Annotated in this window: 17 protein-coding genes; 9 read left to right on the forward strand and 8 right to left on the reverse strand. The window is 34.5% G+C overall.

Annotated features, from left to right (window positions below):
• The first annotated feature begins 28 nt into the window (after positions 1–28).
• From uvrA to QY331_14315, 3 genes are all read left to right on the forward strand, one after another.
• Positions 29–2,806, forward strand: coding sequence for an excinuclease ABC subunit UvrA (gene uvrA, locus QY331_14305; protein ID WKZ69130.1), 2,778 nt, complete (start codon positions 29–31; stop codon positions 2,804–2,806).
• An 18-nt stretch (positions 2,807–2,824) separates the two neighbouring features.
• Complete coding sequence (locus QY331_14310) at positions 2,825–3,283, forward strand: EVE domain-containing protein (GenBank protein WKZ69131.1); 459 nt, start codon at positions 2,825–2,827, stop codon at positions 3,281–3,283.
• A 78-nt stretch (positions 3,284–3,361) separates the two neighbouring features.
• A complete protein-coding gene (locus QY331_14315) occupies positions 3,362–4,699 on the forward strand; it encodes a deoxyribodipyrimidine photo-lyase (GenBank protein WKZ69132.1) in 1,338 nt (445 codons plus the stop codon).
• A gap of 299 nt (positions 4,700–4,998) precedes the next feature.
• On the opposite strand, the gene QY331_14320 is transcribed toward QY331_14315, so the two are convergent.
• The 3 genes from QY331_14320 to QY331_14330 are packed head-to-tail and all read right to left on the reverse strand — an operon-like array spanning position 4,999 to position 6,259.
• Positions 4,999–5,313 (reverse strand): YbjQ family protein, encoded by a 315-nt coding sequence (locus QY331_14320; protein ID WKZ69133.1) that lies wholly within the window; start codon positions 5,311–5,313, stop codon positions 4,999–5,001.
• Positions 5,310–5,753 (reverse strand): hypothetical protein, encoded by a 444-nt coding sequence (locus QY331_14325; protein ID WKZ69134.1) that lies wholly within the window; start codon positions 5,751–5,753, stop codon positions 5,310–5,312. The genes QY331_14320 and QY331_14325 overlap by 4 nt, the downstream gene beginning before the upstream one ends.
• A 2-nt stretch (positions 5,754–5,755) precedes the next feature.
• Positions 5,756–6,259: a sigma-70 family RNA polymerase sigma factor gene (locus QY331_14330; protein WKZ69135.1), complete on the reverse strand. Its 504-nt coding sequence runs from the start codon at positions 6,257–6,259 to the stop codon at positions 5,756–5,758.
• 117 nt (positions 6,260–6,376) lie between these two features.
• On the opposite strand from QY331_14330, the gene QY331_14335 reads away from it, so the two are divergent.
• Positions 6,377–7,813 (forward strand): PQQ-dependent sugar dehydrogenase, encoded by a 1,437-nt coding sequence (locus QY331_14335; protein ID WKZ69136.1) that lies wholly within the window; start codon positions 6,377–6,379, stop codon positions 7,811–7,813.
• A gap of 42 nt (positions 7,814–7,855) precedes the next feature.
• Here the strand turns inward: QY331_14335 and QY331_14340 are convergent, their stop codons facing one another.
• The 3 genes from QY331_14340 to QY331_14350 form a co-directional block, all read right to left on the reverse strand.
• Positions 7,856–8,815 (reverse strand): YpdA family putative bacillithiol disulfide reductase, encoded by a 960-nt coding sequence (locus QY331_14340; GenBank protein WKZ69137.1) that lies wholly within the window; start codon positions 8,813–8,815, stop codon positions 7,856–7,858.
• A 91-nt stretch (positions 8,816–8,906) separates the two neighbouring features.
• Positions 8,907–11,972 carry a T9SS type A sorting domain-containing protein gene (locus QY331_14345; GenBank protein ID WKZ69138.1) on the reverse strand — a complete coding sequence of 1,022 codons (3,066 nt, stop codon included), beginning with the start codon at positions 11,970–11,972 and terminating at the stop codon, positions 8,907–8,909.
• 213 nt (positions 11,973–12,185) lie between these two features.
• Positions 12,186–15,359 carry a T9SS type A sorting domain-containing protein gene (locus QY331_14350; protein ID WKZ69139.1) on the reverse strand — a complete coding sequence of 1,058 codons (3,174 nt, stop codon included), beginning with the start codon at positions 15,357–15,359 and terminating at the stop codon, positions 12,186–12,188.
• 238 nt (positions 15,360–15,597) lie between these two features.
• Between QY331_14350 and QY331_14355 the strand changes: the two genes are divergently transcribed.
• From QY331_14355 to QY331_14365, 3 genes are read left to right on the forward strand one after another with little or no spacing between them, the layout of a single operon-like run.
• Positions 15,598–17,838, forward strand: coding sequence for a TonB-dependent receptor (locus QY331_14355; protein ID WKZ69140.1), 2,241 nt, complete (start codon positions 15,598–15,600; stop codon positions 17,836–17,838).
• A complete protein-coding gene (locus QY331_14360) occupies positions 17,835–18,656 on the forward strand; it encodes a DUF4249 family protein (GenBank protein WKZ69141.1) in 822 nt (273 codons plus the stop codon). Before QY331_14355 ends, QY331_14360 begins: the two co-directional genes overlap by 4 nt.
• 7 nt (positions 18,657–18,663) lie before the next feature.
• Complete coding sequence (locus QY331_14365) at positions 18,664–19,686, forward strand: PorV/PorQ family protein (GenBank protein WKZ69142.1); 1,023 nt, start codon at positions 18,664–18,666, stop codon at positions 19,684–19,686.
• Here the strand turns inward: QY331_14365 and QY331_14370 are convergent.
• A complete protein-coding gene (locus QY331_14370) occupies positions 19,683–20,141 on the reverse strand; it encodes a hypothetical protein (protein ID WKZ69143.1) in 459 nt (152 codons plus the stop codon). The two genes, QY331_14365 and QY331_14370, sit on opposite strands and share 4 nt — an antisense overlap.
• A 76-nt stretch (positions 20,142–20,217) precedes the next feature.
• Between QY331_14370 and QY331_14375 the strand changes: the two genes are divergently transcribed.
• Positions 20,218–20,739, forward strand: coding sequence for a hypothetical protein (locus tag QY331_14375; protein ID WKZ69144.1), 522 nt, complete (start codon positions 20,218–20,220; stop codon positions 20,737–20,739).
• A gap of 50 nt (positions 20,740–20,789) precedes the next feature.
• Here the strand turns inward: QY331_14375 and QY331_14380 are convergent, their stop codons facing one another.
• On the reverse strand, positions 20,790–21,071 hold the full coding sequence (locus tag QY331_14380) for an HU family DNA-binding protein (protein WKZ69145.1): 282 nt from the start codon (positions 21,069–21,071) through the stop codon (positions 20,790–20,792).
• Positions 21,072–21,308: 237 nt separating this feature from the next.
• Here QY331_14380 and QY331_14385 point away from each other — a divergent pair, with 237 nt between their 5' ends.
• Positions 21,309–23,321, forward strand: a complete 2,013-nt coding sequence (locus QY331_14385) for a hypothetical protein (GenBank protein WKZ69146.1) — start codon at positions 21,309–21,311, stop codon at positions 23,319–23,321.
• Positions 23,322–23,386: the final 65 nt, after the last annotated feature.

Below are 23,386 nucleotides of genomic sequence, written 5' to 3' on the forward strand. Positions count from 1 at the left end.
ATTTTAAACTTTACGACTTGCTCAAAAAATGACAAAATTCCAACCGAAATATTCTAAAGATAAAATTATTGTTAAAGGCGCTCGCCAACACAATTTAAAGAACATTGATCTTGAACTTCCGAGAAATAAATTAATTGTATTTACCGGTGTCAGCGGTTCGGGTAAATCATCTCTTGTTTTCGATACGATTTATGCAGAGGGACAGCGTCGATATGTAGAAAGCTTATCATCGTATGCACGGCAATTTTTAGAACGCATGAGCAAACCGGATGTTGATTTCATTTATGGAATAAGTCCGGCTGTAGCAATTGAACAAAAACAAGGCGCAAGAAATCCTCGTTCAACAGTTGCGACCAGCACAGAAGTTTACGATTATCTTCGATTACTTTTTGCAAGAATCGGGAAAACAATCTGCTTCAGTTGCGGGAAAGTTGTAACAAAAGACTCAACTACAACGGTTGTAAAATGGATTGAAGATCAACCCGAAGGCGGTAAATATTATCTGGTTTATCCTCCGCATCTTCACGAAGGAAGAAAAATAAAAGATGAAATTGAACTTCTTAAACGAAAAGGTTTCTTCAGAATATTTTATAAAGATAGAATTTATGATCTAAACGATGAAGAATTAAAAGCGAAATCAATGGAGAACTTATTTGTTGTGATTGACAGATTCAAATCCAGCAAAGAAGGTATTCGTTCAAAGTTATCCGATTCGATCGAAACAACATTTAAACAAGGTGAAGATCGATTAACAATTATAAATGCGGACACAAATGAGATAAAAAGTTTTACCAAATTTTACGAATGCTGTGGAATACGATACGAAGAACCCGAACCGAGATTCTTTTCATTCAATAATCCGTTTGGAGCTTGTCCCGTCTGCCAAGGATTTGGCCGTACTATGGATTACGATATGAATTTAATTGTACCTAATCCAAAACTTACATTAGCTGAAGGAGCAATTGCACCTTGGCGAAGTGTAAAATACAGCAAACATTTACGTGATCTTATTCGAGGTTCAAAAGAAAACGGTATACCAATTAATGTGCCTTTTGAAAAATTATCCGAAGAACAATTGAAAAAAGTTCACGGAGGTTTTAAAGAATTTATTGGCATCGACGGCTTCTTTGAAAAATTAGAAAAGAAAACTTACAAGATGCACATCAGAATATTACTGAGTAAATACAGAGGTTATAATACATGCAAAGCTTGTAAAGGATCGAGATTAAGGAGAGAAGCTCTGCAAGTTAAAATTGACGATCATTCATTAAGCGACATTATTAAAATGTCTATCGAACGTGCTTATAAATTTTTTGAGATTTTACAATTAACCGAGTATGAAGAACAAGTCGCTGATAGAATCCTAAAGGAAATAAGAAAACGTTTATCTTTTCTAAACAATGTCGGATTAGGTTATCTAACATTAGACAGACTCAGCAGCACACTTTCCGGTGGTGAAACTCAGAGAATTAATTTGGCTACATCTTTGGGTTCGGCATTGATCGGAACCTTGTATGTTCTGGATGAACCGACAATCGGTTTGCATCCGAGAGATAACACGAGGCTAATTAATATTTTGAAATCACTTCGCGATATCGGCAATACGGTTCTTGTCGTTGAACATGATTCAGAAATGATGGAAGAAGCTGATTTAATCGTTGACATGGGACCAAAAGCCGGAATTAAAGGTGGAGAGATAGTTGCTATAGGTACTCATGATGAACTGATGAACAATCCAAATTCGTTAACCGGTAATTATCTTTCTAAAAAGAAATCAATTCCTTTACCAAGTATTCGTAATTTGAATGAAACCCCGGTAATCAAAATAAGAGGCGCAAGAGAAAACAATCTAAAAAATGTTGATATAGACATTCCCCTAAAGAAATTTGTTGTGGTTACCGGTGTCAGCGGCTCCGGCAAAAGTACTTTGGTTCATGATATACTTTACGGCGGTATCGCAAAAATGCTTGGACAAAATCCACCCAAGATCGGTAAGTATGATTCTATTGAAGGAACAAAATTTATTGATGAAATTGAAATAGTTGATCAATCACCAATAGGTAAAACACCAAGATCAAATCCCATTAGTTATGTAAAAGGATTCGAACACATCAGAGAATTATTTGCAAACACACCTCAAGCTCGTGCACGTGGATATAAACCCGGTTATTTTTCATTTAATGTTCCCGGCGGAAGATGCGAAACTTGTTCCGGTGAAGGTTATGTGAAAATCGAAATGCAATTTCTCGCTGATTTGTATTTAGAGTGTGATGATTGCAAAGGTACACGCTATAAAAAAGAAACAAGAGAAGTAACTTATAAAGGTAAAAATATTGTCGATGTTCTTAATATGACAGTCACCGAAGCATTAGAGTTTTTCACTAACAACAATAAAATAGCTCAATATCTTCAAGTGTTGGAAGATGTCGGATTAGGATACATTAAACTCGGGCAACCTTCAAACACACTTTCCGGTGGTGAAGCACAAAGAATTAAACTCGCACTACATTTATCAGCTCAAAAGAAAAATAGACACACACTTTTCATTTTTGATGAACCTACGACCGGTTTACATTTTGATGACATTTCGAAACTTTTAAGCTGCTTCCAAATGTTAATTAAAAACCAGAACTCGGTTTTGATAATTGAACATAACTTAGATATAATAAAAAATGCGGATCATGTTATAGATCTTGGTCCCGATGCGGGAGATAAAGGAGGGAATGTCGTTGCATTTGGAACTCCCGAAGAAATAGTAAAAGTGAAAAACTCATTTACCGGACAATATCTAAAAAAAGTTTTGTAGAATAAATGGAGATAAATAATGGCTAATTATTGGTTAATTAAATCCGAACCTGATGTTTACTCAATTGATGATTTAGAAAAAGACAAAAAAACATATTGGGATGGTGTAAGAAATTATCAAGCGAGAAATTTTATGCGCGATGAAATGAAAAAAGGTGATCAAGTAATTTTTTATCACAGCAACACCGAACCACCCGCTGCGGTTGGAATTTGTGAAGTTGTAAAAGAAGGTTATCCCGATTTCACTGCCTTTGATCCCGATGATAAACACTACGATCCTAAAAGTAAAGAAGATAACCCGACGTGGATTATGGTCGATGTTAAATTTGTTAAGAAGTTTAACAAACCGGTTCCAATCCCAGATATGAAAGAAAATGCTAAATTGAAAAATATGAAACTAGTTCAACGCGGAAATCGTTTATCCGTTATGCCGCTTACAAAAACTGAGTTTGATGAAATTGTAAAGATGGGAAATTAAATAAGGTTTGCTTTGCGTCTCCGCGTCCTAGCGGTGAAATAGATTAACCGCAAAGTCGCTAAGGGGCAAAGATATATAATGAACATAAAAAGAATAAAACAACAAAAAGAAGCAGCCCATGCAAGCGGTCCCGTCATTTATTGGATGCAGCGCGATCAACGTGTTAAAGATAATTGGGCTTTGCAGTTTGCGATTGAAAAAGCGAAAGAATTAAATCAACTTGTAGTCGTTGCATTTTGTCTTGTCCCAACTTTTCTTGATGCTACAATTCGTCAATATGGATTTATGCTTTCCGGGTTGAAAGAAGTAGAAGAATCATTAATAAAATTAAACATTGCATTTTATTTATTAACCGGAGATCCCGGTGAAGAAATTCCAAAATTATCAAAACACTTAAATGCTTCTGCTGTAGTTTCCGATTTCAATCCACTTAGATTAATTCGTAAATGGAAAAAAGATGTAATTGAAAATATTGATATCCCCTTCTATACTGTTGATGCCCACAACATAGTTCCCGTTTGGGAAGCTTCGAACAAACAAGAATTCGGAGCTTATACAATTCGTCCAAAAATAAAGAAACAATTAGATGAATATCTAGATGAGTTTCCGACACTTGCAAAACAAAAATCACATAACCTAAAAAGTGAAAAGATCGATTGGGAAAAAGCTCACAAAACATTAAAGATAAATTTTGATGTAAAAGAAGTCGATTGGATACAACCGGGTGAAAGTAATGCGTTAAAAATGTTGAATTCATTTTTAAATGAGCGTTTTACAAACTTCAGCGAAAAAAGAAATGACCCGAATGAAAATGTCTTATCAAATCTTTCACCATATCTTCACTTCGGACAAATTTCAGCACAAAGAATTGTAAAGGAAACACTGCAAGTTAAAGGTGAGGAAATAAATAAAGAATCATTTCTTGAAGAGCTCATTGTAAGAAGAGAACTATCTGATAATTTTTGCTTTTATAACAAGAACTATGATTCGTTTGATGGATTCCCGGAATGGGCAAAGAAAACATTGAATGAGCATAGAAATGATAAAAGAGAATTCACATATAAATTAGAGCAATTTGAAAATGCTGAGACACATGACGAACTTTGGAATGCGGCACAAATTGAAATGGTAACTACCGGTAAAATGCATGGCTATATGCGAATGTATTGGGCTAAGAAAATTCTTGAGTGGACTGAAACACCCGAAGAAGCATTAGAGTTTTCGATTTATTTAAATGATAAATACGAACTTGACGGCAGAGACCCAAATGGTTATGTCGGATGTGCTTGGTCAATCGGTGGTGTACACGATAGAGCCTGGACTGAAAGACCTGTCTTCGGAAAGATCAGATTCATGAATTACAATGGCTGCAAGCGCAAGTTTGATGTGAAAAAGTATATAGAAAGATTTATCTAAATTTATTCTTCCTCCTAACAATGGGGCTAAAGCCCTTTTTCCATTCTTTGCTTTCATCCGTCCGCTAAAGCGGACGGCAATGAATGAAATATTTTGATCTTTCTTGCCGTTGGCTTCAGCCAACGGATTAATGTGTAACAAAAAAACATCTGGGCTTTAGCCCAATTAAAACTTTCCGGTAAGAAAGATTGTTGTGAAAAATAATATTGTAGGATTCATCAAATTTTTCCTTTGCGTCTCTGCGTCTTTGCGGTGAATCAATGAAAAACATCCGCTGAGACGCCAAGACGCAAAGTTCTCTATTCAACATAAACCGCAGTACCATAAACCAAAATTTCTGCTGCGTTTGCCATTAAGTAACTTGTTGAAAATCTGCAATCAACAATTGCATTAGCGCCGAGTGCTTTGGCTTCTTCGGTCATTCTATCAAGAGATTGATCTCTCGACTCAGCCAACAACTTTGTGTATTCTTGAATTTCGCCGCCGAATATATTTTTAAATAATGCTAAAATATCTTTACCTATATGTCTTGCACGAATCGTATTCCCTCTTACAATCCCGAATGTTTTTTTAATTTCTTTACCGGCAATTTGAGATGAACTTGTAATTATCATCTTTGTATCTCCTTATATTTATCAACTTTGTTGGTTGCGATTTTCTCTCTGATAAGCGAGAAGATTAGTATCGCAATTCCGATTACAAATACTATTATTGAAATTTTTAAAAACATCGGGATATCGGTTTCAGCTAATAAATTCTGAATTGCTTCAATGATTCCGTAAGCGGCGATGACTATCGCAGAAATGGAAATTAAAATCCATGCAATACCACGTTCAATCTTGTTGTAAATACTTAACCAGTAACCATCCCAAAATTCTTTGCCGGGATTTTTTAATGACATATTCATCAGCACCCCCTTAATTCTTTTTTGTTCTTCGAACTCATTTTTAATAGAAGAATTTTCATTAATCATTTTTTCAAACTCTTTTTTTTCGCCTGTTGAAAGTTCGCCTTCCAACGCCAGTTCCATCAAATAAATTTCTCGTTCATTCATAATCACTCTTTTATCTTTTCTGCTAATTTCTTTCTTGCATAATGTAGTTTTGACATTACCGAACCGATTGGTATCTCCAGCATTTCGGCAATTTCTTTATAGCTATAATTCTCAAATTCTTTTAGAATAATTATTTCTCTATCCGAATCACTCAAGCTATTCAACGCTGCTGTTATTTTTTGAGCATCTTCATCTCTTTCGATTTCAAATTGAATGCTCTCGCTTGATTCATATTCTATATTATCTATAAACGAGCTGACTTTTCTGTTCTTACTATCGCGGATAAAATTCAGACATAAATTTCTAAGAATCTTATAGTACCAAGTAAAAAAATTTCTTTCCGGATCATAACTCGAAAAACTTTTATAAGCTCTCAAGAATGCTTGCTGTGATAGTTCCATCGCATCATCATGATTAGCAACAATAGCAAGAGCCGAATAATATGCGCGTTTCATATTTGCCTTTGCAAGAGTAGTAAACAAGATTTTATCCGAAGTGTTTTTCAATTTTTTCCGAATTCCTAACAATGATACACTCAATCTAATTATTTATTCAAAATATTTTTATGGATTTTGAACTTCTCATAAATTATTATCATTTTAAGTAGAAAAGAAAGGAATGCCATGTTTAATCGTATAAGTTTACTGATCTCATTACTACTTTTTACAACATTATCATTTGCGCAACTAAGATATGTAGAAGCGTTTCCTAATTTAGAATTTGCCGCCCCGGTTGATATTCAACATGCCGGAGATAATTCAAACCGTTTATTTGTTCTTGAACAAGAGGGACGAATTCGTGTATTTCAAAATGATTCTTTGGTGAATTCCACCGAGGTATTTTTAGATATCAGAGATAAAGTTCTTTACGGCGGCGAGCAAGGATTACTTGGTTTAGCTTTCCATCCAAACTATAGCGAGAACGGATATTTTTATTTGGATTATACAAGAAGCAATCCAAGAAGGACAGTAATTTCAAGATTTCAAGTTTCAGCAAATAATCCTAATCAAGCTGATCCAAACAGTGAATTTGTTTTGTTGGAAGTTGAACAGCCTTACAGTAATCATAACGGTGGACAAATTGTAATTGGTCCGGATGGATATCTATATATCACGTTAGGTGACGGTGGAAGCGGTGGCGATCCGTTAAACAGCGGACAAGATAGAACAACATTGCTTGGAAATATTTTAAGAATTGACGTTGATAATCCGGCTAACGGTTTGAATTACGGAATACCCGATGACAATCCGTTTGTCGGGAATAACGAAGATTGGCGTGAAGAAATTTATGCTTACGGATTAAGAAATGTTTGGCGTTTCAGTTTTGATCCGATTACAAATAAACTTTGGGCTGCCGATGTTGGTCAAAATGCTTACGAAGAAATAAATATTATTGAAAGCGGAAAGAATTATGGTTGGAAAATCATGGAAGGTTTTCATTGTTATGATCCCTCGACAAATTGTGATCAAACCGGTTTAGAGTTACCGGTTTGGGAATATGCTCACAACGATCCTAACGGCGGACAATCAATTACCGGTGGATTTGTTTATAGAGGAAGCAAAGCAAATGAATTATTCGGTGGTTATGTTTATGGTGATTTCATAACCGGAAGAATCTGGGTTTATTTTGAAGGAGAGAATCCTACTAATATGCTGATATTCAATAATACCGGACTTGCAATCTCAACATTTGGAGTTGATCAAAATGATGAACTCTATTTTGCGTCTTTTACAAACGGTAGAATCTATAAATTTCTTGGTGAACCAACCGGCGTTCAAGAAGAAGGTAAATTGAATATCGATTACAAACTAAATCAGAATTACCCAAATCCATTTAATCCCGATACTATGATTTCATTTTATTTTTCCAAGCCGGAAAAGGTTAAGATAGAAATCTTTAATAATCTTGGAGAGAAAGTAGAAGAAGTTTTTAATGGAACTGCTGTAAAAGGAATGAATAGAATAAACTATACTTCGAAAAATTTAGCAAGCGGTGTATATTATTTTAAACTGACCTCAGACAATTTTTCCGATTCGAAGAAGATGGTGCTGATGAAATAAATTATCGTAGAGATTTGATCACGCCTGAGGCGGACAAGTTAATCAAATCTCTACAGATGATAAAAATTTGAAAATATTTTCCGCATGATAACGAGAGTTTTCAATAAACCATTTTCCGGTATCCATCCCTCCGCTCACAACTCCGGCTAGGAAAATTCCTTTAATATTAGTCTCAAATGTTTCGGGATTATAAATTGGTTCGCGCTTTTCGTTTAATTCAATTCCCAAAGATATAAGAAAATCAAAATCTGGATGATAGCCTGTCATAGCAAGTACAAAATCATTTTCAATTGTAAGTTTGCCTTTTGGAGTTTGTATATCAACTTCCATTTCTCTTATTTCAATTAGATGTGAATTGAAGTGAGCTATTATTGATCCTTCATTAATTCTGTTTTCAATATCAGGCTTAACCCAGTATTTAACACCCTCATCAATTTTGTCTTTTTTAATTACCATCGTAACTTCCGAACCGCGGCGATAAGTTTCCAATGCTACATCCACAGCAGAATTACCACCGCCAACAACCATAATTTTTTGATCAATGTATGGATGCGGGTCATCGTAATAATGTTTTACTTTAGGTAATTCTTCACCGGGAATATTTAAATAGTTTGCATAATCAAAAAATCCGGTTGATACAATTACATTTTTAGTTTCGTATTTATTATTATCTGTTGTAATAGTAAAATTATTTTTCTTTCCTTTAACTTCGGTAACTTTTTCATACAGATTAACATTGAGATTCCATGAACTTTTTACTCTGCGGTAATATTCAAGCGCTTCGGTTCTTGTTGGTTTTGGTCCGTGTGATATAAAAGGAACATCTCCAATTTCTAATCGTTCCGAAGTTGAGAAGAAAGTCATATTAGTAGGATAGTTAAAAATTGAATTTACCAAACATCCTTTCTCGATAACAAGGTAATTCAATTTCTTTTTCTCGGCTTCAATTCCGCATGCAAGTCCGATTGGACCGGCACCGATTATTATTGCATCGTATTTCATATAACTCGCATTTATGTGATGACAAGAATAAAAAAACCTCTTACAAGATAACTAATTGCAAGAGGCTTTAATAATCCACTCTAAATAACTATTATCTAATATCCAAAAATTCTTTGGACGGAATGATTGCTACTTTTAATATCTTTGTCCCTATACCCGGCATTTCCAAATGTGCTATATACATCCCACCGGCTACTATTTGATTACTTTCATTTCTTAAATCCCAATCCACATATTTTGTTTGATCATCTTTCTCCATTCTTCTTACTATCTGTCCCGATAACGTAAATATTCTTATCGTGGCTTTCGTCGGTAATCCGATAAACCGTACATAATTTTGATTCGTTATGTTATTTCCTGCAAAGAACGGGTTCGGGAATACACTTATCTCGTCTATCTTTTCCTTCCCGCTTTCGGTGTCATTAAAATTCGGGGCTTCTAATGTTATCTCAAATACATCTCCGTCACTTAGTGGACGGAACGTGGTTATACGTATGATCGTTCCAACTTTAGGTTGTTCTCCTTCGAATACTATATTCCCTACTCTATGCTGCGCACTGAAACTTCTTCCCGAGGTCTCAGGAAATACTTCCGGATATTCTCCATCCGGTTCGTAACAATAGAATCTCTCCCACATATTTGTCGTTTCATCTTTTGTCCATGCGGTATCTCTTAAGGTCTGATCAAATACTTTTATTATCAACCGCTTCGTCTCTTTGCCGTCTCTGCTTATCTGCCATATTTCAAAAGGTAATCTTCCTTTTCCTTTGGGATCATCGTTTCTAAAAAAGAATAACGGCGAATAGCCCGTTGTATAGTACTCGCTTCCTTCTTCGGTAAATCGTATCTCATATGTGTTATAACCGATGTTTTCTGCATAGTTTAGATGACTCTTTTTAGGAAATTGTACGCCCCCTATTCTGAACTTCCATCTGTTTGTTGAATTATAATTGTTCAATAATTTCGTTGGTGTGTCTAAATATCCTTCTTCGTTTCTGATCTCCAAGATTTCTTTTACAGCATGTGTGCGATTAGGATCTATCGCGTTAATTGAATCTTTTCCGAAATCATCAACAAGTAGAAGAAATCCATCATACACATGTTTCTCTTTTAGTTCTGTGTTTAATTTGTAGTTTGTTTTATCCAAAGTGTCATTTTTGGTTTCATTAATTAAATCATACGACAATCCGAAAGTAGCATCGTGAAATTCAACAATATAACTATCCTTTGTTATCGCCGATGGATCAACAATCTTTGTTAATACATTTGCGTCTGTAATTCCTTCAATTTGATTACTATGTATATTCTCATCATGCTTATATATTGAGCTGAAATCAATCTTATGTTTACCGGGAACAATTTTAATTACATCAATCGGACTTATCTTAAACTTTGGAGAACTGAATTGAGAATATGCATAGGCTCTAATTCCGAAATAATATTCTTGTCCGTTTAATAAAGGTTTTCCGGTGAATTCATCTTTATCAATCGAATAAAATCTTGTAATACCTCTATCATTTCCAAAGATAACCGGGACCGTGACACTAACACCGTTTACAATAATATTATCTTCTATAACAGTTACACCATTAGTTTTATCAATAATAGAAACAATTTCAGGATCATTGCCCAATGAGTCAGCATATTGCTCAATTAGGTAGCCTTCAAAAGTATATGTTGTATCCGATAGATTTTGATTTTTCAAAAATGGATCGAACTCATCATAGTTTTCTGCGTTACTTTCCCACCAAAGAGTAAATTTATTGTTTTCAGTGAACTGATAGATCTGCGGTTTTGAAGGATCCGGTATTATAAAAAAATTATTATAATAAGCATTTCTAACTGAATTAACCTTTTCACGTAATTTAATTATCGAATCAATATTGTCTTCCCCTTGTGCAACAACATTTGCGACAACCACTGTTTGAGTATCAAACGGTGCGAAATCGAACGGTCTTAATGCAATTTGGAATTGTTTAAACGAATTTGAGATATGCACGGTATCACCGCCCCACCCTTCAAGAAGATCATACCAACCGGTTTCTTCAACCGGATCTCCTGCTAATGGGAAAACAGTTTCACGACCTGTATTCGGATCAATTAGTGGCCTGCCATTATGTGTTTTTCCATTAATTGTATTTAAAAATGACTCAACATTATATGGAGCAATCAGCTTGTCTTCATAGTAAGGATCATTAAGAGGAATTACAGGTTCATATCCTCGAAAAAAATTAAAACTCATTAACTCTATATTTTTATATCCTTTGTTCCATCTTCCGTTAAAAAAAGCACTATCGGTATTAGATGATTCAATGATCGGATTTTCGAGAAAAACATATCCGAATGCCGGAGGGAAGTTTTCATATTCATCATCAAATCTATCGCGATTGTATCCATAAACAAAATTTCGAACAGTGTCAATTCCTACTCCATCATCAGGCATACCGCCAATTGAGAGGAACGAATACCAACTGGTTATAAAATCCTTAATCGTTTTTCCACTTTTATTTATCATTTTTATCTTTCGAAAAACAACATCTCCCAAAACTCCTGTACCTTGAAAGGCAAAGGCAGACACTTGAAATTCTATCCCAAACGGGAGCGAATAAATATTTCCTGTTAAGACTCCGGATTTTAATGAAGAGTCTGCATCATTGGCAACAAAAAATACATGTTCATCACCGATGTAATCAGGTTGATCAACTCCTCTAGAAAAGAAACCATCTCCATCAATATCTATCCATGATGCACCATCTTCAACCGGCCATTGGTTAAAATCACTTTCAAGATCATCACGTAAATCTCCAAAGGGAAGAGTTTCCCAACCACGTTGAATTTTATAAGTTTTATTGCGGGGATTCTCCGGATTAGTCGGCGTACCATCATCGAACATTTTACCGGGCTGAACTCTATGATATAAACCACCGCTCGCTCTAATCAACACTTCTGTTTGACCGTTCACTTCCCCAACTAGTTGTAAACCATCAAACCAGACTAATGGTTTGAATGCTTTGGATCCGCCGGGCCATTTAATTGCACCGAAACCAACATCATCCAAACTTTCTGCTCCAATTTCTGTATTACTCAAGATCAATTTCATCTGGTTTATTGAAAGTGATTTTACTGATGATTCATATTGAGGTATGCTTTGCTTCATTAATTTATTTTGCAAGAGAAAATTTTCTTGCGAATAGAAAGTTGTTATAAACAATAGACAAAGAAGCGACTTAAATAATCTATATGTGTTATTTTTTATTAACATGTCTACATTATATTATATGATCCAATTACAATTAAGTATAAGATATTTTTTAAAAAATTAGACCGCGGGTTTAATTTCTAAGGAAATCCTCAAGGTTAGAATAATTGGTTATCTTATATCAAGAAATTCTTTAGAAGGAATTACAGCCACTTTCAATACCTTCGTTCCTATTCCCGGCATATCCAAATGAGCTATATACATTCCGCCTGCTACTATTTGATTGCTTCCATTTCTTACATCCCAATCAATGTATTTTGTTTGATCATCTTTTTCTAATTTTCTTATTAACTGCCCCGATATCGTAAATATTCTTATCGTGGCTTTCGTTGGTAATCCGATAAACCGTACATAATTTTGATTCGTTATGTTATTTCCCGCAAAGAACGGATTCGGGAATACACTGATCTCATCTATCTTCTCCTTACCGCTTTCGGTGTCATTAAAGTTAGGCGCTTCTAACGATATCTCAAATTCATCTCCATCGCTTAGAGGACGGAATGTCGTTATACGTATGATCGTTCCTTCTTCCGGTTGTTCTCCTTCGAATACTATATTCCCTACTCTATGCTGCGCACTGAAACTTCTTCCCGAGGTCTCAGGAAATACTTCCGGATATTCTCCATCCGGTTCGTAACAATAGAATCTCTCCCACATATTTGTCGTTTCATCTTTTGTCCATGCGGTATCTCTTAAGGTCTGATCAAATACTTTTATTATCAACCGCTTCGTCTCTTTGCCGTCTCTGCTTATCTGCCATATTTCAAAAGGCAATCTTCCTTTTCCTTTAGGATCATCATTTCGGAAAAAGAATAACGGTGAATAGCCGGTTGTATAATACTCACTTCCCTCTTCGGTAAAGCGTATTTCATATGTGTTATAACCGATATTCTCCGCATAGTTGAGATGACTCTTTTTCGGAAATTGTACTCCGCCTATTCTGAATTTCCACTTGTTTGTTGAATTATACTTGTTCAATAATTTCGTTGGCGTGTCTAAATATCCTTCTTCGTTTCTGATCTCCAAGATCTCGTTTACTGCATATGCTCTGTTAGGATCTATTGCTATAATAGAATCTCTTCCATAATCATTCATTAGTAAAATAAAACCATTATAAATTTGTTTGTCTTTAATATCCGGTGTTATTTGGTAGTTAAGCTTGGTAAGCGTATCCTGCGTGGCAGCATTAATCAAATTATATGCAATTCCAAAAGTTGTATCTACAAATTCGACTTTAATAGTATGTTCAGTTGTTGATGCCGGATCAATTATCTGAGTCGATACCGTTGCGTCCGAAACACCAACAGTTTGATTACTTTCAACATTCTCGTTTTGACTATAGGGCGAGCTGAAATCAATTTTTGATTTACCCGGAATTATTTTAAATATATTAGGCTCACTTTTTAAATAAGAAGGATCACTAAATCGCGAGTATGCATATGCCGATACTCCAAAATAATATTCACTCCCACTTAACAGCGGACCGTTTGTATATGCATCACTATTTATGTTTATAAATCGTTTTAAGCCACTATCACTCCCAAAAATTACCGGGACTTTTACACTAACACCATTTACAATTTGATTATCTTCAATTACCGTCACTCCGTTTACTTTATCGGCAATAAATATTGTTTCGGGATTATTGCCTAGGGAGTCACTATACTGCTCGACAATGTATCCCTCAAAGGTATATGTTGTGTCCGACAAACCTTGATTTTCTAAAAATATATCGAACTCATCAAAACTTTCTGCATTGCCTTCCCACCAAAGTGTAACCGATTGGTCATCTTCATATGAATGAGTAAGGGGTTTTTGAGGAATTAAATTTGTTCGGAAGCCTTCTAAATATGATTTCTTAACTGCTTTGGAAATTCTTCTTAATTTTTCTATTCCTAAGATGTTATCATCACCTTGAGCGGCAATGACAGCAATAACTACTTCGGCTGTATCAAAAGGTGCAAAATCAAATCCCTCAATCGCAAATTGACTATACTTATCTGACATACCGGGATTTGCAGTGTCTCCCGGCCATGCATTTGGATGATCATACCAGCCCGATTTTGAGACCGGGTCTCCACTAAGGGGCCATAGAGTTTCTTCCCCTGTATAAGGATTTACGAAAGGTCTTTCGTTATGCCATAAACCATTGATTGTATTTATGTATTCTTCAACATTTCTTGGAGCTCGTATTTTATCGTAATAATAAGCTGAATCAGTTACACCGTCGGGGACAGGTCCAAAACCTCGGAAATAATTAAAGTTAACCATCTCTAAATTTCTATAACCTTGAATCCATTTCCCATTATAATATGCGCTGTCATTAGGAGAGCCTTTGACTTTAGGTCCGTACACTAAGATATATCCAGCAGCAGGCGGAGCTTCTCCATAAATGACATCATTGTTCGTATAATTATATGTATACATTAACCCGGCCGAAGTATCAATCCCGGCTGCATCATCCCCGGGGCCACCAATATCGATATCGCTGTACCAGCTAATAACGAAGTCTTCTATTGTGTGATTACTTTTATTAATGAGTTTAATTTTTCTAAATACAACATCTCCCAAAATTCCGGTACCTTGTTTTGCGAAAGTTAGAACTTGGAATTCAATATTAAATGGATCCGAATATGTGGTACCATTGACTGCTAATTTTAATGAGGGATCTGAATCATTTGATACAAAAAATAATACTTCGTCACCAATGAAATCGGGTTGATCAACACCTCTTGAGAAAAAACCATCACCATCAATATCAACCCAAGGTGCACCATCATCTACAGGCCACTGATTATAATCTCTTTCAAGTTCATCACGAACAGCACCAAAGGGTAAACTTTCCCAACCTTTTTGGATTTTGTATATCCTATATTTTGAATTATTCGGATTATCCGGGGTGCCGTCATCAAAGATTTTGCCGGGTTGAAGAGTAGCACCAAAATTTTGAGGAAGGAAATATGAGTTTTGAATTAATGCTCGTGGTTCACCGTTTATATATCCTAACAGCTGTAAGCCATCAAAAAAAACAAGTTGCTTAAAAGCATTTCTACCACCAGGCCATTCAATAGCACCGCCTAATGTTCTCTTAATTGCCCCAGGATTAGTGTTTGATACCCAACACTTCATTTGGTTTATTGAAGTGAAACTGTTACTCATTTCGTATTGAACTGATTGCTTACTTTTTCCACTATTTATTATTAGTTCTTGCTTGTCCTGAGATTTTAATTCCAATCCACTAAAGCAAACAAATAGCAAAGCAAAAAAAAATATAAATTTTTGCATTCGAATCAGTCCTTCAAAATTTTTCTAAAAATATAGATTATATATGGAAAATGAAAACATAATAATATTTTCAAATATTTTACTAGTTCTTCAATTAATATCTTTTGTTTATTTCAAAATGTTGATATATTGAACAAATTTTTAACGAATATAAATAAGTATGAAAATTACTCGCCTAATCTGTCTCCTATTAATCCTAATAGTTTCATACAGTGCTCAAAACCGCACTGGAAAAGTAATGGGGAAAATCACCGATATCCAAACAGATGAACCACTGCCAAATGCAAACATACTTTTATATTCGGATGAAGGAAGGCTTAATCAGATTACCGGTACTGCATCAAGTCTTAACGGCAATTATGAAATTGAACGACTATCGCCAGGTGAATACTGGATATATGTTCAAGTTTTGGGATATAAACCATTGCAGCAGAATTTTGTAATTATATCGCCGCCAAGAACTGTCGAGTTAGATTTAGGTATGGAAAAAACTCAACTAAGACTTGATGAAGTTTTAGTCGAAGCAAAACAGGATACAAACTATAATATAAGTACAATAAGAATTGATCCGAACTTTGTTGAGCAGCTTCCGTCAATGAGCGGAGAAGCGGATGTGTACCGAGCTTTGACAATGCTTCCCGGAGTAACTTCTTCATCCGAGTTATCGAACGGACTATATGTGCGAGGCGGTTCACCGGATCAAACATTAACTCTGGTTGATGGTGTAACTGTTTATAATCCATTTCATCTTGGTGGTTTTGCTTCAACCTTTAACTCCGATGCTATTGAAGATATCAAACTAATTAAAGGTGGATTCGGTGCCGAATATGGCGGGCGAATTTCTAGTGTACTAGATATTAAATTAAGAAGCGGTGACCCTTTTCAAGATAAAGCTAATATTGGGGTTGGCTTAATAAGTTCTCGTCTTGCCATTGAAGGACCTATAAACGAAAATATTACTTATATGATTTCCGGTAGAATGTTATACCTTAATAAACTTCAGGAAGCTTTTTTGGATGATCAAAATTATCCGTTATATAATTTTTATGATATCAACGCGAAGATTTCCGCGAATGTGACGGATAATGATATGATTTCAATAAGTGCCTATACCGGTGATGATAATTTAACCTCACCATCAAACACTGAGGATGTTGATTATGATATCAGCTGGAAAAATACCTTTGTTAATTTAAGTTGGCTAAATGTACCTGCCCAAAATAAGTATACTCTATTTTCATTTAATTATACCAGTTACGAATTTAATACTCTTATTTTAGATAAAGCCCCTGATGCATTTAAACAGGATTTCTTTTCTACCTCTAAAATTGAGGACTATTCCATAAAGGGAGAAGGACAGTACTTATCGACTGAAAAACATTCGGTTAAAATTGGTGCTGAGGTTATCATCCATAGATTTAATTTATTGAATAACAATTTTTATACTTCCGAAATTGAAAGCGATGAGCGAATCGAAAATAGTTTAGTTGGTTTGGAAGGATCCGTATTTATTCAAGATGAATGGCGCATAACTCCATTATTAACTGCAAATTTAGGATTAAGACTATATGGTTTTCCTAAAGCAAGGTACTTTAGTCCCGAACCGCGTGCTGCTTTAAAATTTGCAGTTACTGATAAATTTTTTCTTAAAGCGGCATATGGAGTAGGCAATCAATTCTTACATTTAATAGTAAGAAATGATGTCGTTCTTCCTACCGACATGTGGTTTCCATCCACACCGGAAATTAAACCTACTTATGCACAGCAAGGAATATTCGGATTAGAATGGGTATCAAATGATAAACAATATTTACTGAGTGCAGAGGCTTATTATAAAGACATGCAAAAATTATATGAATACAGTGATACTTCAACTTTTACATTTGAGGAAAAAATTGAAAATCAACTTACCGAGGGTAACGGTGTCGCTTACGGTCTTGAATTATTTTTAAATAAACGATCGGGTGACTTTACAGGTTGGATTGGATATACACTTGCTTTGACTGAAAGAAATTTCGATAATCTGAATAGAGGTATTACATTTTATCCAAGATATGACAGACGTCATGATATTTCTGTTGTCGTAACTTATCAATTTTCGGAAAGTTGGGAGTTTGGGATGACGTGGAATTATGCATCAGGCCAAGCATATACGATGCCTACAGGGCAATATTATTTTCCAAGCATATATTCATCAAATGAAAACGGGAGAGATATTTATCTTGATTACACAAATATCAATGAATACAGACTCCCCGATTATCACAAAATGGATATAAGTGCGACCTATAGTTTTAATTGGTTTGAAGTACCGTGTAAGCTTAGCTTCAGTGTATATAATGTTTATAACAAACAAAATGCTTTCGCAAGATATATAGATTATGAATTTGACGAATCAGCAAATACGGCAACACCGGTTCTTAAACAGTTTACATTATTCCCAATTTTACCAACAGTAAGTTTATCGGTTCGATTATGAAAAACTTTTATATTAATAGAATCATATTTGTTTTTGTTTTATCATTTTCAATTTGGTCATGCAGTGATCAGATTGTTGATAACGACTTATCATTCAATGAGAAGGTTGTTGTTCGATCTCTGCTTGAAGCAGGTAAACCAATTGAAGTTTATTTCGGAAAAACATTTCCACCTAACTCTACATTCGATCCAAGTAAAACGTTTCTGGAGGATGTTAATGTTTCAATAAGAAACGGAAGTAATATTTTTCCGCTTGAGCATATTGGTGACGGTATATACGTGAATAATAATCTCATTGCTGTTAACGGAGAAGAGTATTCTTTAAATGCGGTTTGGCATGGAGATACAATAAAAGCACAAACTTATATTCCATTTTCTACAACATTCCAAAAAGCACAAGTACAAAGTGAAATATCTGCAGCCGGTGATTCTGTTTTTTATTTGCAAGGATTTTTAACTCCGCGAGAAAATGCCGTTTACGGTGCAACTTGGTCTGTGCTTGATGCTCTTGATACTGTGAGAATTGAAGATGACGTTATTCCTAATTTAGTTAGAGAAAAAGATGCTAATCTTGCCGGACTATTATTAATTAAAACAAGATCTATTCCTAACAACCTTGTAAAGCAATATCGCAACTCGTTATTTATTCGCATACATGCATTCGATGAGGTATTCTATAATTACTTTATTACACAAGACGCAAACAATGCTTCAACCAATATTTTTAGTCAATCTGGGATAAACTTACGTTGGAATGTAACCGGGAACGCTATTGGATTATTTATAGGTAAATCTGATTTTATTATTAAAATTCCATAAAAATATTATGAAAAAGAATATATACAAACATATTTCCGTAATTAGTTTGTTAATATCATTAAGCTTATCAGCCCAAGACAAAGCAGGGGTAGCCGGTGCACATGAACTATTAATTCCTACAAGTGCAGTTGGTTTATCTTTAAGTGATGCTTACATTGCCGGTATTTCGGGACTTGATGCGCTAACATATAATCCCGCCGGACTTTTTTATATTGATAATGATATCGGAGTTATGTTTTCTTATATGCAGTATTTAGCCGATATTAATTTCTCTTATGCAGCAATCGGATTTAAATTTGAAAACTTTGGCGTACTCGCCGTAAATGTTCGAAATTTGGATTTTGGAGAAATACCTATCACTACTGTTGAAAAGCCTTACGGCACCGGAGAAAATTTTTCTCCTACATACATAACAGCCGGAATTACTTATTCTAATTCGCTTTCGGATAACTTAACCGTAGGTGTAAGCGCAAATTTGGTCACTGAAAAAATACTTCAAACTACAGCAAATACTATCTCCTTTGATTTGGGTTTTCAAATAGCTAAGATGTTCGGTATCGTAGGATTAAAACTTGGCGGAGTGTTAAAAAATCTAGGTCCGGAATTGCAATTTGACGGAGCCGATCTGCTTTCTCAAACAGAAAGGTCAGGTACCGGTGGTATTGATTTTATAAAATACGACACACCTGAGTTTGAACTTCCGCTACAAGTCCAAATCGGAATTGCATATGATAAAAAAATAACTGAGGATTACTCAATCTCTTTTTCAACTGCTTTTCAAAGCAGTGAATATTTCAACAATGAGTATAAAATAGGAGGCGAATTTTCATATGATAATTTAGTGTATCTGCGTGGCGGTTATACTTATATAAAAGAAGCAGATGAAAATTCAGATAATAATATTTTCGGACCAAGTTTTGGTGCCGGTTTCCGAATTAAAGGGGATTTTAACGTTATTGTTGATTATGGATTTAGACAAGCAAGATTTTTCTCAAACAATCATATTATCTCTGTTAGTTTGGGATTTTAATCTTTATAAAAATAAACTCCACCTTCATTTTCACCATTGTTAAAAATTGTTATAAACTTTTCATTCATTTTTATTTCATATGAAACGGGATCTAAATATTGTGCAGTAATTTCAACTGTATCATCTTCATAGATTCTTAATTTTGCATAATTATAAACAACGCCATAAAAGGGATGGTTTATTAAAACAGTTTCCGAACATGAGATGTAAGCTTTATCATTTCTAACAACGCCGGGTGCAAAATATTCATAAGTCGATAATTCCATTCCGCCAATCGCATCCGGAGCTTTGCTTTCTTCTCCATCAATAATGAGTTTTGTCATTCCGTATTTAATAACTATGTTAACATCATTTCCGTTCATCAAAGTTTCATAAAGTTCATCGAATGATTTTAACTGTGTGCTTTGAGAATATACTATGCATACTAAAGAAAAGTAGACTAACATTTTTATCATATCACCTCCAAGTTCTATAATTATTTAAAACCAATTTACGGAAAGAATAAGTAAATTTAGAAAAAGAAAAAAAATTATGTCAATACACACATATTCATTTATTGCAAGGTTAATTTACCGCTGGGCAAATATTCCGCTTACAATTGTGCTACTATTTTATCTTGTCGTTTATATTCTTGCATCATTTTACCAATGGTATTACATATTTGCCGTTATATTTGAAGCCGGTATACTTTTCTTCTTAAACCGTCATTATATAAGAGGCTATAAACTTTTCCCTTATAAAATTTCCGTCGATAATGAAAAAATGATTTGTGAAGATTTCTTCTTTTCAAAAAGATCGTTAACAATTTATCACAAAGATATAACAGAAATAAAGGGAAGTATTTTCAGCGGAAATAAAGCTCGACCACTTTATATAATTGACAACAATAACCAAACAATTGCCATTAGAATTCACCTTAAAGGTTACAATCAAGTTGTTACAAAAATTTTAAGTAATGTTAACAAAGAACTCTACAATTCACTTCTCGACAAGATGAAAGAGTTTAATGAAGACATTGCGTTGATTAGATCAAAACGAGTAAAGAAGAAATAAAAAAACCCCGGTAGTTGCCGGGGTTCACATCTCCGTAATAAAACTCAGAATTATTTTATAACTGCATCTTTAGCAGCTTTAGCAAATTTGAATTTCAATACTTTTGAAGCAGGAATTTTTAACGCAGCACCTGTTTGTGGATTTCTGCCCATTCTTGCTTTTCTCTTGCCAACAGATACTTTACCTAAGCCTGGAATTACAAATTCATTCTTAGCTTGTTTGTAGGTTAATTCAACAAAAGTATTTAAGAATTCTGTAGCTTGTTTTTTTGTTGTACCAACCTTGCCGGCAAGGTGATCTACTATTTCGGCTTTAGTCATTGATTTTGCCATGGCTCTCCCTCTTATTTAGTTAGAGATTAATTAGTGATGAATAAAAATAAACATTTTCATTAATAAATGAAATCTTTTTTAACGTTTTGCTTTATTTTTTGATCGAGGTCAATTCCACCATCTTCACGCGGGATATGGGTTTCCCAAGACACAAATTTCCAGTCATTTGTACTTAGATTCGAATCTTGGCACTCAAAATTATTATGAGTATTTTCGAAAGATATTTACTACTTATTAATGATGATCAAAACAAAATTTCTTTTCTTTTCATTTATAGTTTTTTCAATTTCATTGTTAGCCCAACCGCAGCAAGGGATAATCAATATTTCAGATTCTACTTCTGTTGATTCGACAGCTATTCAAATATCTGATTCCTTGCAAGTACCGGTTAAACGCGATACGCTGAAACCCTTGTATTATCAAGGCTTATCGTTAACTGACGGTTTAATTGAATCCGTTGATAAGGAGACAATAGATAGAAGTGATTATAGATATAGCGGTGATTTAATTAATCAATTTCCGTTCGGATATCATGCCGATCTTGGTTCGGTTGGAAATCCATCTGAAGTCTATTTATTTGGATTGGGATTTGATAACATTTCATTTTTATCAAACGGGATTGAGATAACGAATCGTTATCAAAATGCTCTAGACCTCAATCTTCTCCAGTCCGAAGATTATGATCTGATTGAAATTCCATCGCTTTCTTCAGGGTTCTTTTATAACAACCGAAATAATCCCGTATCAATTAATTTTATTAAAAAGAACAGGGTAAACATAAGACCATACTCGCGAATAAGATTTTATCAAGCTCCTGAAAATGAAGGTGGCTTTGATGGAAAATTCAGCGCTTATTTATTCAAAAGAGTAAACCTTTCCTTCGGTATTTCAAATCAAAGCACGGATTCAAGATATCTTAATTCTGAGTTGAGTAATTGGCAATTCAGTTCTTCGATTCGTTATATGCCATCTAATTTTTTGAATATTATCGGCAGTTATAGTTTTTCAAATTTGAATATGGATTTAAACGGCGGAGTTAATGTTAATACAACTCCTACTGAGCTATTTCAAAATTTACAAGCGGAAGTTAATTTTATAGACAGATATCATAAATCAACAACTCATAATTTTTCAATTTCTTCAATCGTTGAAATCGATTCATTGAGTTACACGAATCTTACCTTCTACTATCAATATTTTTTGAATGAATATAGACAGAATGAACTCTCGTTTGATACCACCGAGGTAAAGATTTTCAATAATAATTCTTATAAAACTTTTGGTGCACATCTTCAGCAGAGATTTGATTTTTCTCCGTTTAATATAGAAATACTTGGCAATTATGAAAGAACTGATTTTGATGTAGTCTATGCAAATCACATCTCTACACAAGACAGATGGTCAATCGGTGGAAAATTAAGCGGCTCATTTCTTTCCGGATTAATTACTCCTTCTGCATTCATTAAGCAATCAGCTTTGGATGATAATGGATTTTTCGGCTGGGGCGGGAATGTTATTTTTAATCCTTTGAACTGGTTGAAATTTGGATTCGGGATTTCCGATTATGATAGAGACGTAAATAATTTTCTTACTTCGTCATTTAATCAAAAGAGTGATGTTCAGGTAATTGATGCAAGCTTGATGATTGATTATTCCTTCTTCAATCTTTCTCTTGAATATTTTTCAATTGAACAATCAATTCAGCCGTTAGGAAAAGTAGACGATGTAAATGATTATCTCAACCAATCTGAGATTACGAATTATAACTTTGCAACTGTAAAAAGAAACGGTCTAAATCTTAAACTAGATGTTAATTTTTGGAAATTATCTTTACAAACAAACTCTTCAATTTATTTTGGCGAGAGTGGTTTACCTTCTTACACTATTCCGGAGCAGACGTCTTTCGGAGGATTATATTATATAGATACATTATTCAACGACAATCTCGATCTAAAAGCCGGAATTAATTATAAGTTTTACGGTAAACGGGGATTTGCTCATTATGATTTTCAGAGAATGCAAAATGCTTACATTGACATTAATGGAAATCCCTTATCCGGGTTTAATTCAGAATTATTTATTGATAGTAATTATCAGTTAGATTTATTTGTTGCCGGCACAATAAGAAAACGTGCAATAGTATATTTGGTTTTCGAAAATTTATTAAACGAACAATATTATCTTATCCCATACTACCCTATTCAACCGCCGGGATTCAGATTTGGAGTCGCGTGGGAATTCCTTGATTAGAGTTTTATTAGAGTTTATTTTGCAATATATTAAGCTACTCCCCAATTATTATTTACCAACTAAAG

The sequence above is a fragment of the Melioribacteraceae bacterium genome, from assembly GCA_030584085.1.
In the GTDB taxonomy this organism is placed as follows: domain Bacteria; phylum Bacteroidota; class Ignavibacteria; order Ignavibacteriales; family Melioribacteraceae; genus SURF-28.

Bases quoted from the DNA above. Each gene is read 5' to 3' on its own strand.
- QY331_14340 (WKZ69137.1), bottom strand. From the start codon at position 8,815: ATGAAATACGATGCAATAATAATCGGTGCCGGTCCAATCGGACTTGCA.
- QY331_14325 (WKZ69134.1), bottom strand. From the start codon at position 5,753: ATGAATGAACGAGAAATTTATTTGATGGAACTGGCGTTGGAAGGCGAA.
- QY331_14350 (WKZ69139.1), bottom strand. From the start codon at position 15,359: ATGCAAAAATTTATATTTTTTTTTGCTTTGCTATTTGTTTGCTTTAGT.
- QY331_14380 (WKZ69145.1), bottom strand. From the start codon at position 21,071: ATGGCAAAATCAATGACTAAAGCCGAAATAGTAGATCACCTTGCCGGC.
- QY331_14335 (WKZ69136.1), top strand. From the start codon at position 6,377: ATGTTTAATCGTATAAGTTTACTGATCTCATTACTACTTTTTACAACA.
- QY331_14385 (WKZ69146.1), top strand. From the start codon at position 21,309: ATGATGATCAAAACAAAATTTCTTTTCTTTTCATTTATAGTTTTTTCA.
- uvrA (WKZ69130.1), top strand. From the start codon at position 29: ATGACAAAATTCCAACCGAAATATTCTAAAGATAAAATTATTGTTAAA.
- QY331_14365 (WKZ69142.1), top strand. From the start codon at position 18,664: ATGAAAAAGAATATATACAAACATATTTCCGTAATTAGTTTGTTAATA.
- QY331_14345 (WKZ69138.1), bottom strand. From the start codon at position 11,972: ATGAAGCAAAGCATACCTCAATATGAATCATCAGTAAAATCACTTTCA.
- QY331_14375 (WKZ69144.1), top strand. From the start codon at position 20,218: ATGTCAATACACACATATTCATTTATTGCAAGGTTAATTTACCGCTGG.
- QY331_14370 (WKZ69143.1), bottom strand. From the start codon at position 20,141: ATGATAAAAATGTTAGTCTACTTTTCTTTAGTATGCATAGTATATTCT.
- QY331_14355 (WKZ69140.1), top strand. From the start codon at position 15,598: ATGGGGAAAATCACCGATATCCAAACAGATGAACCACTGCCAAATGCA.
- QY331_14315 (WKZ69132.1), top strand. From the start codon at position 3,362: ATGAACATAAAAAGAATAAAACAACAAAAAGAAGCAGCCCATGCAAGC.
- QY331_14320 (WKZ69133.1), bottom strand. From the start codon at position 5,313: ATGATAATTACAAGTTCATCTCAAATTGCCGGTAAAGAAATTAAAAAA.
- QY331_14310 (WKZ69131.1), top strand. From the start codon at position 2,825: ATGGCTAATTATTGGTTAATTAAATCCGAACCTGATGTTTACTCAATT.
- QY331_14360 (WKZ69141.1), top strand. From the start codon at position 17,835: ATGAAAAACTTTTATATTAATAGAATCATATTTGTTTTTGTTTTATCA.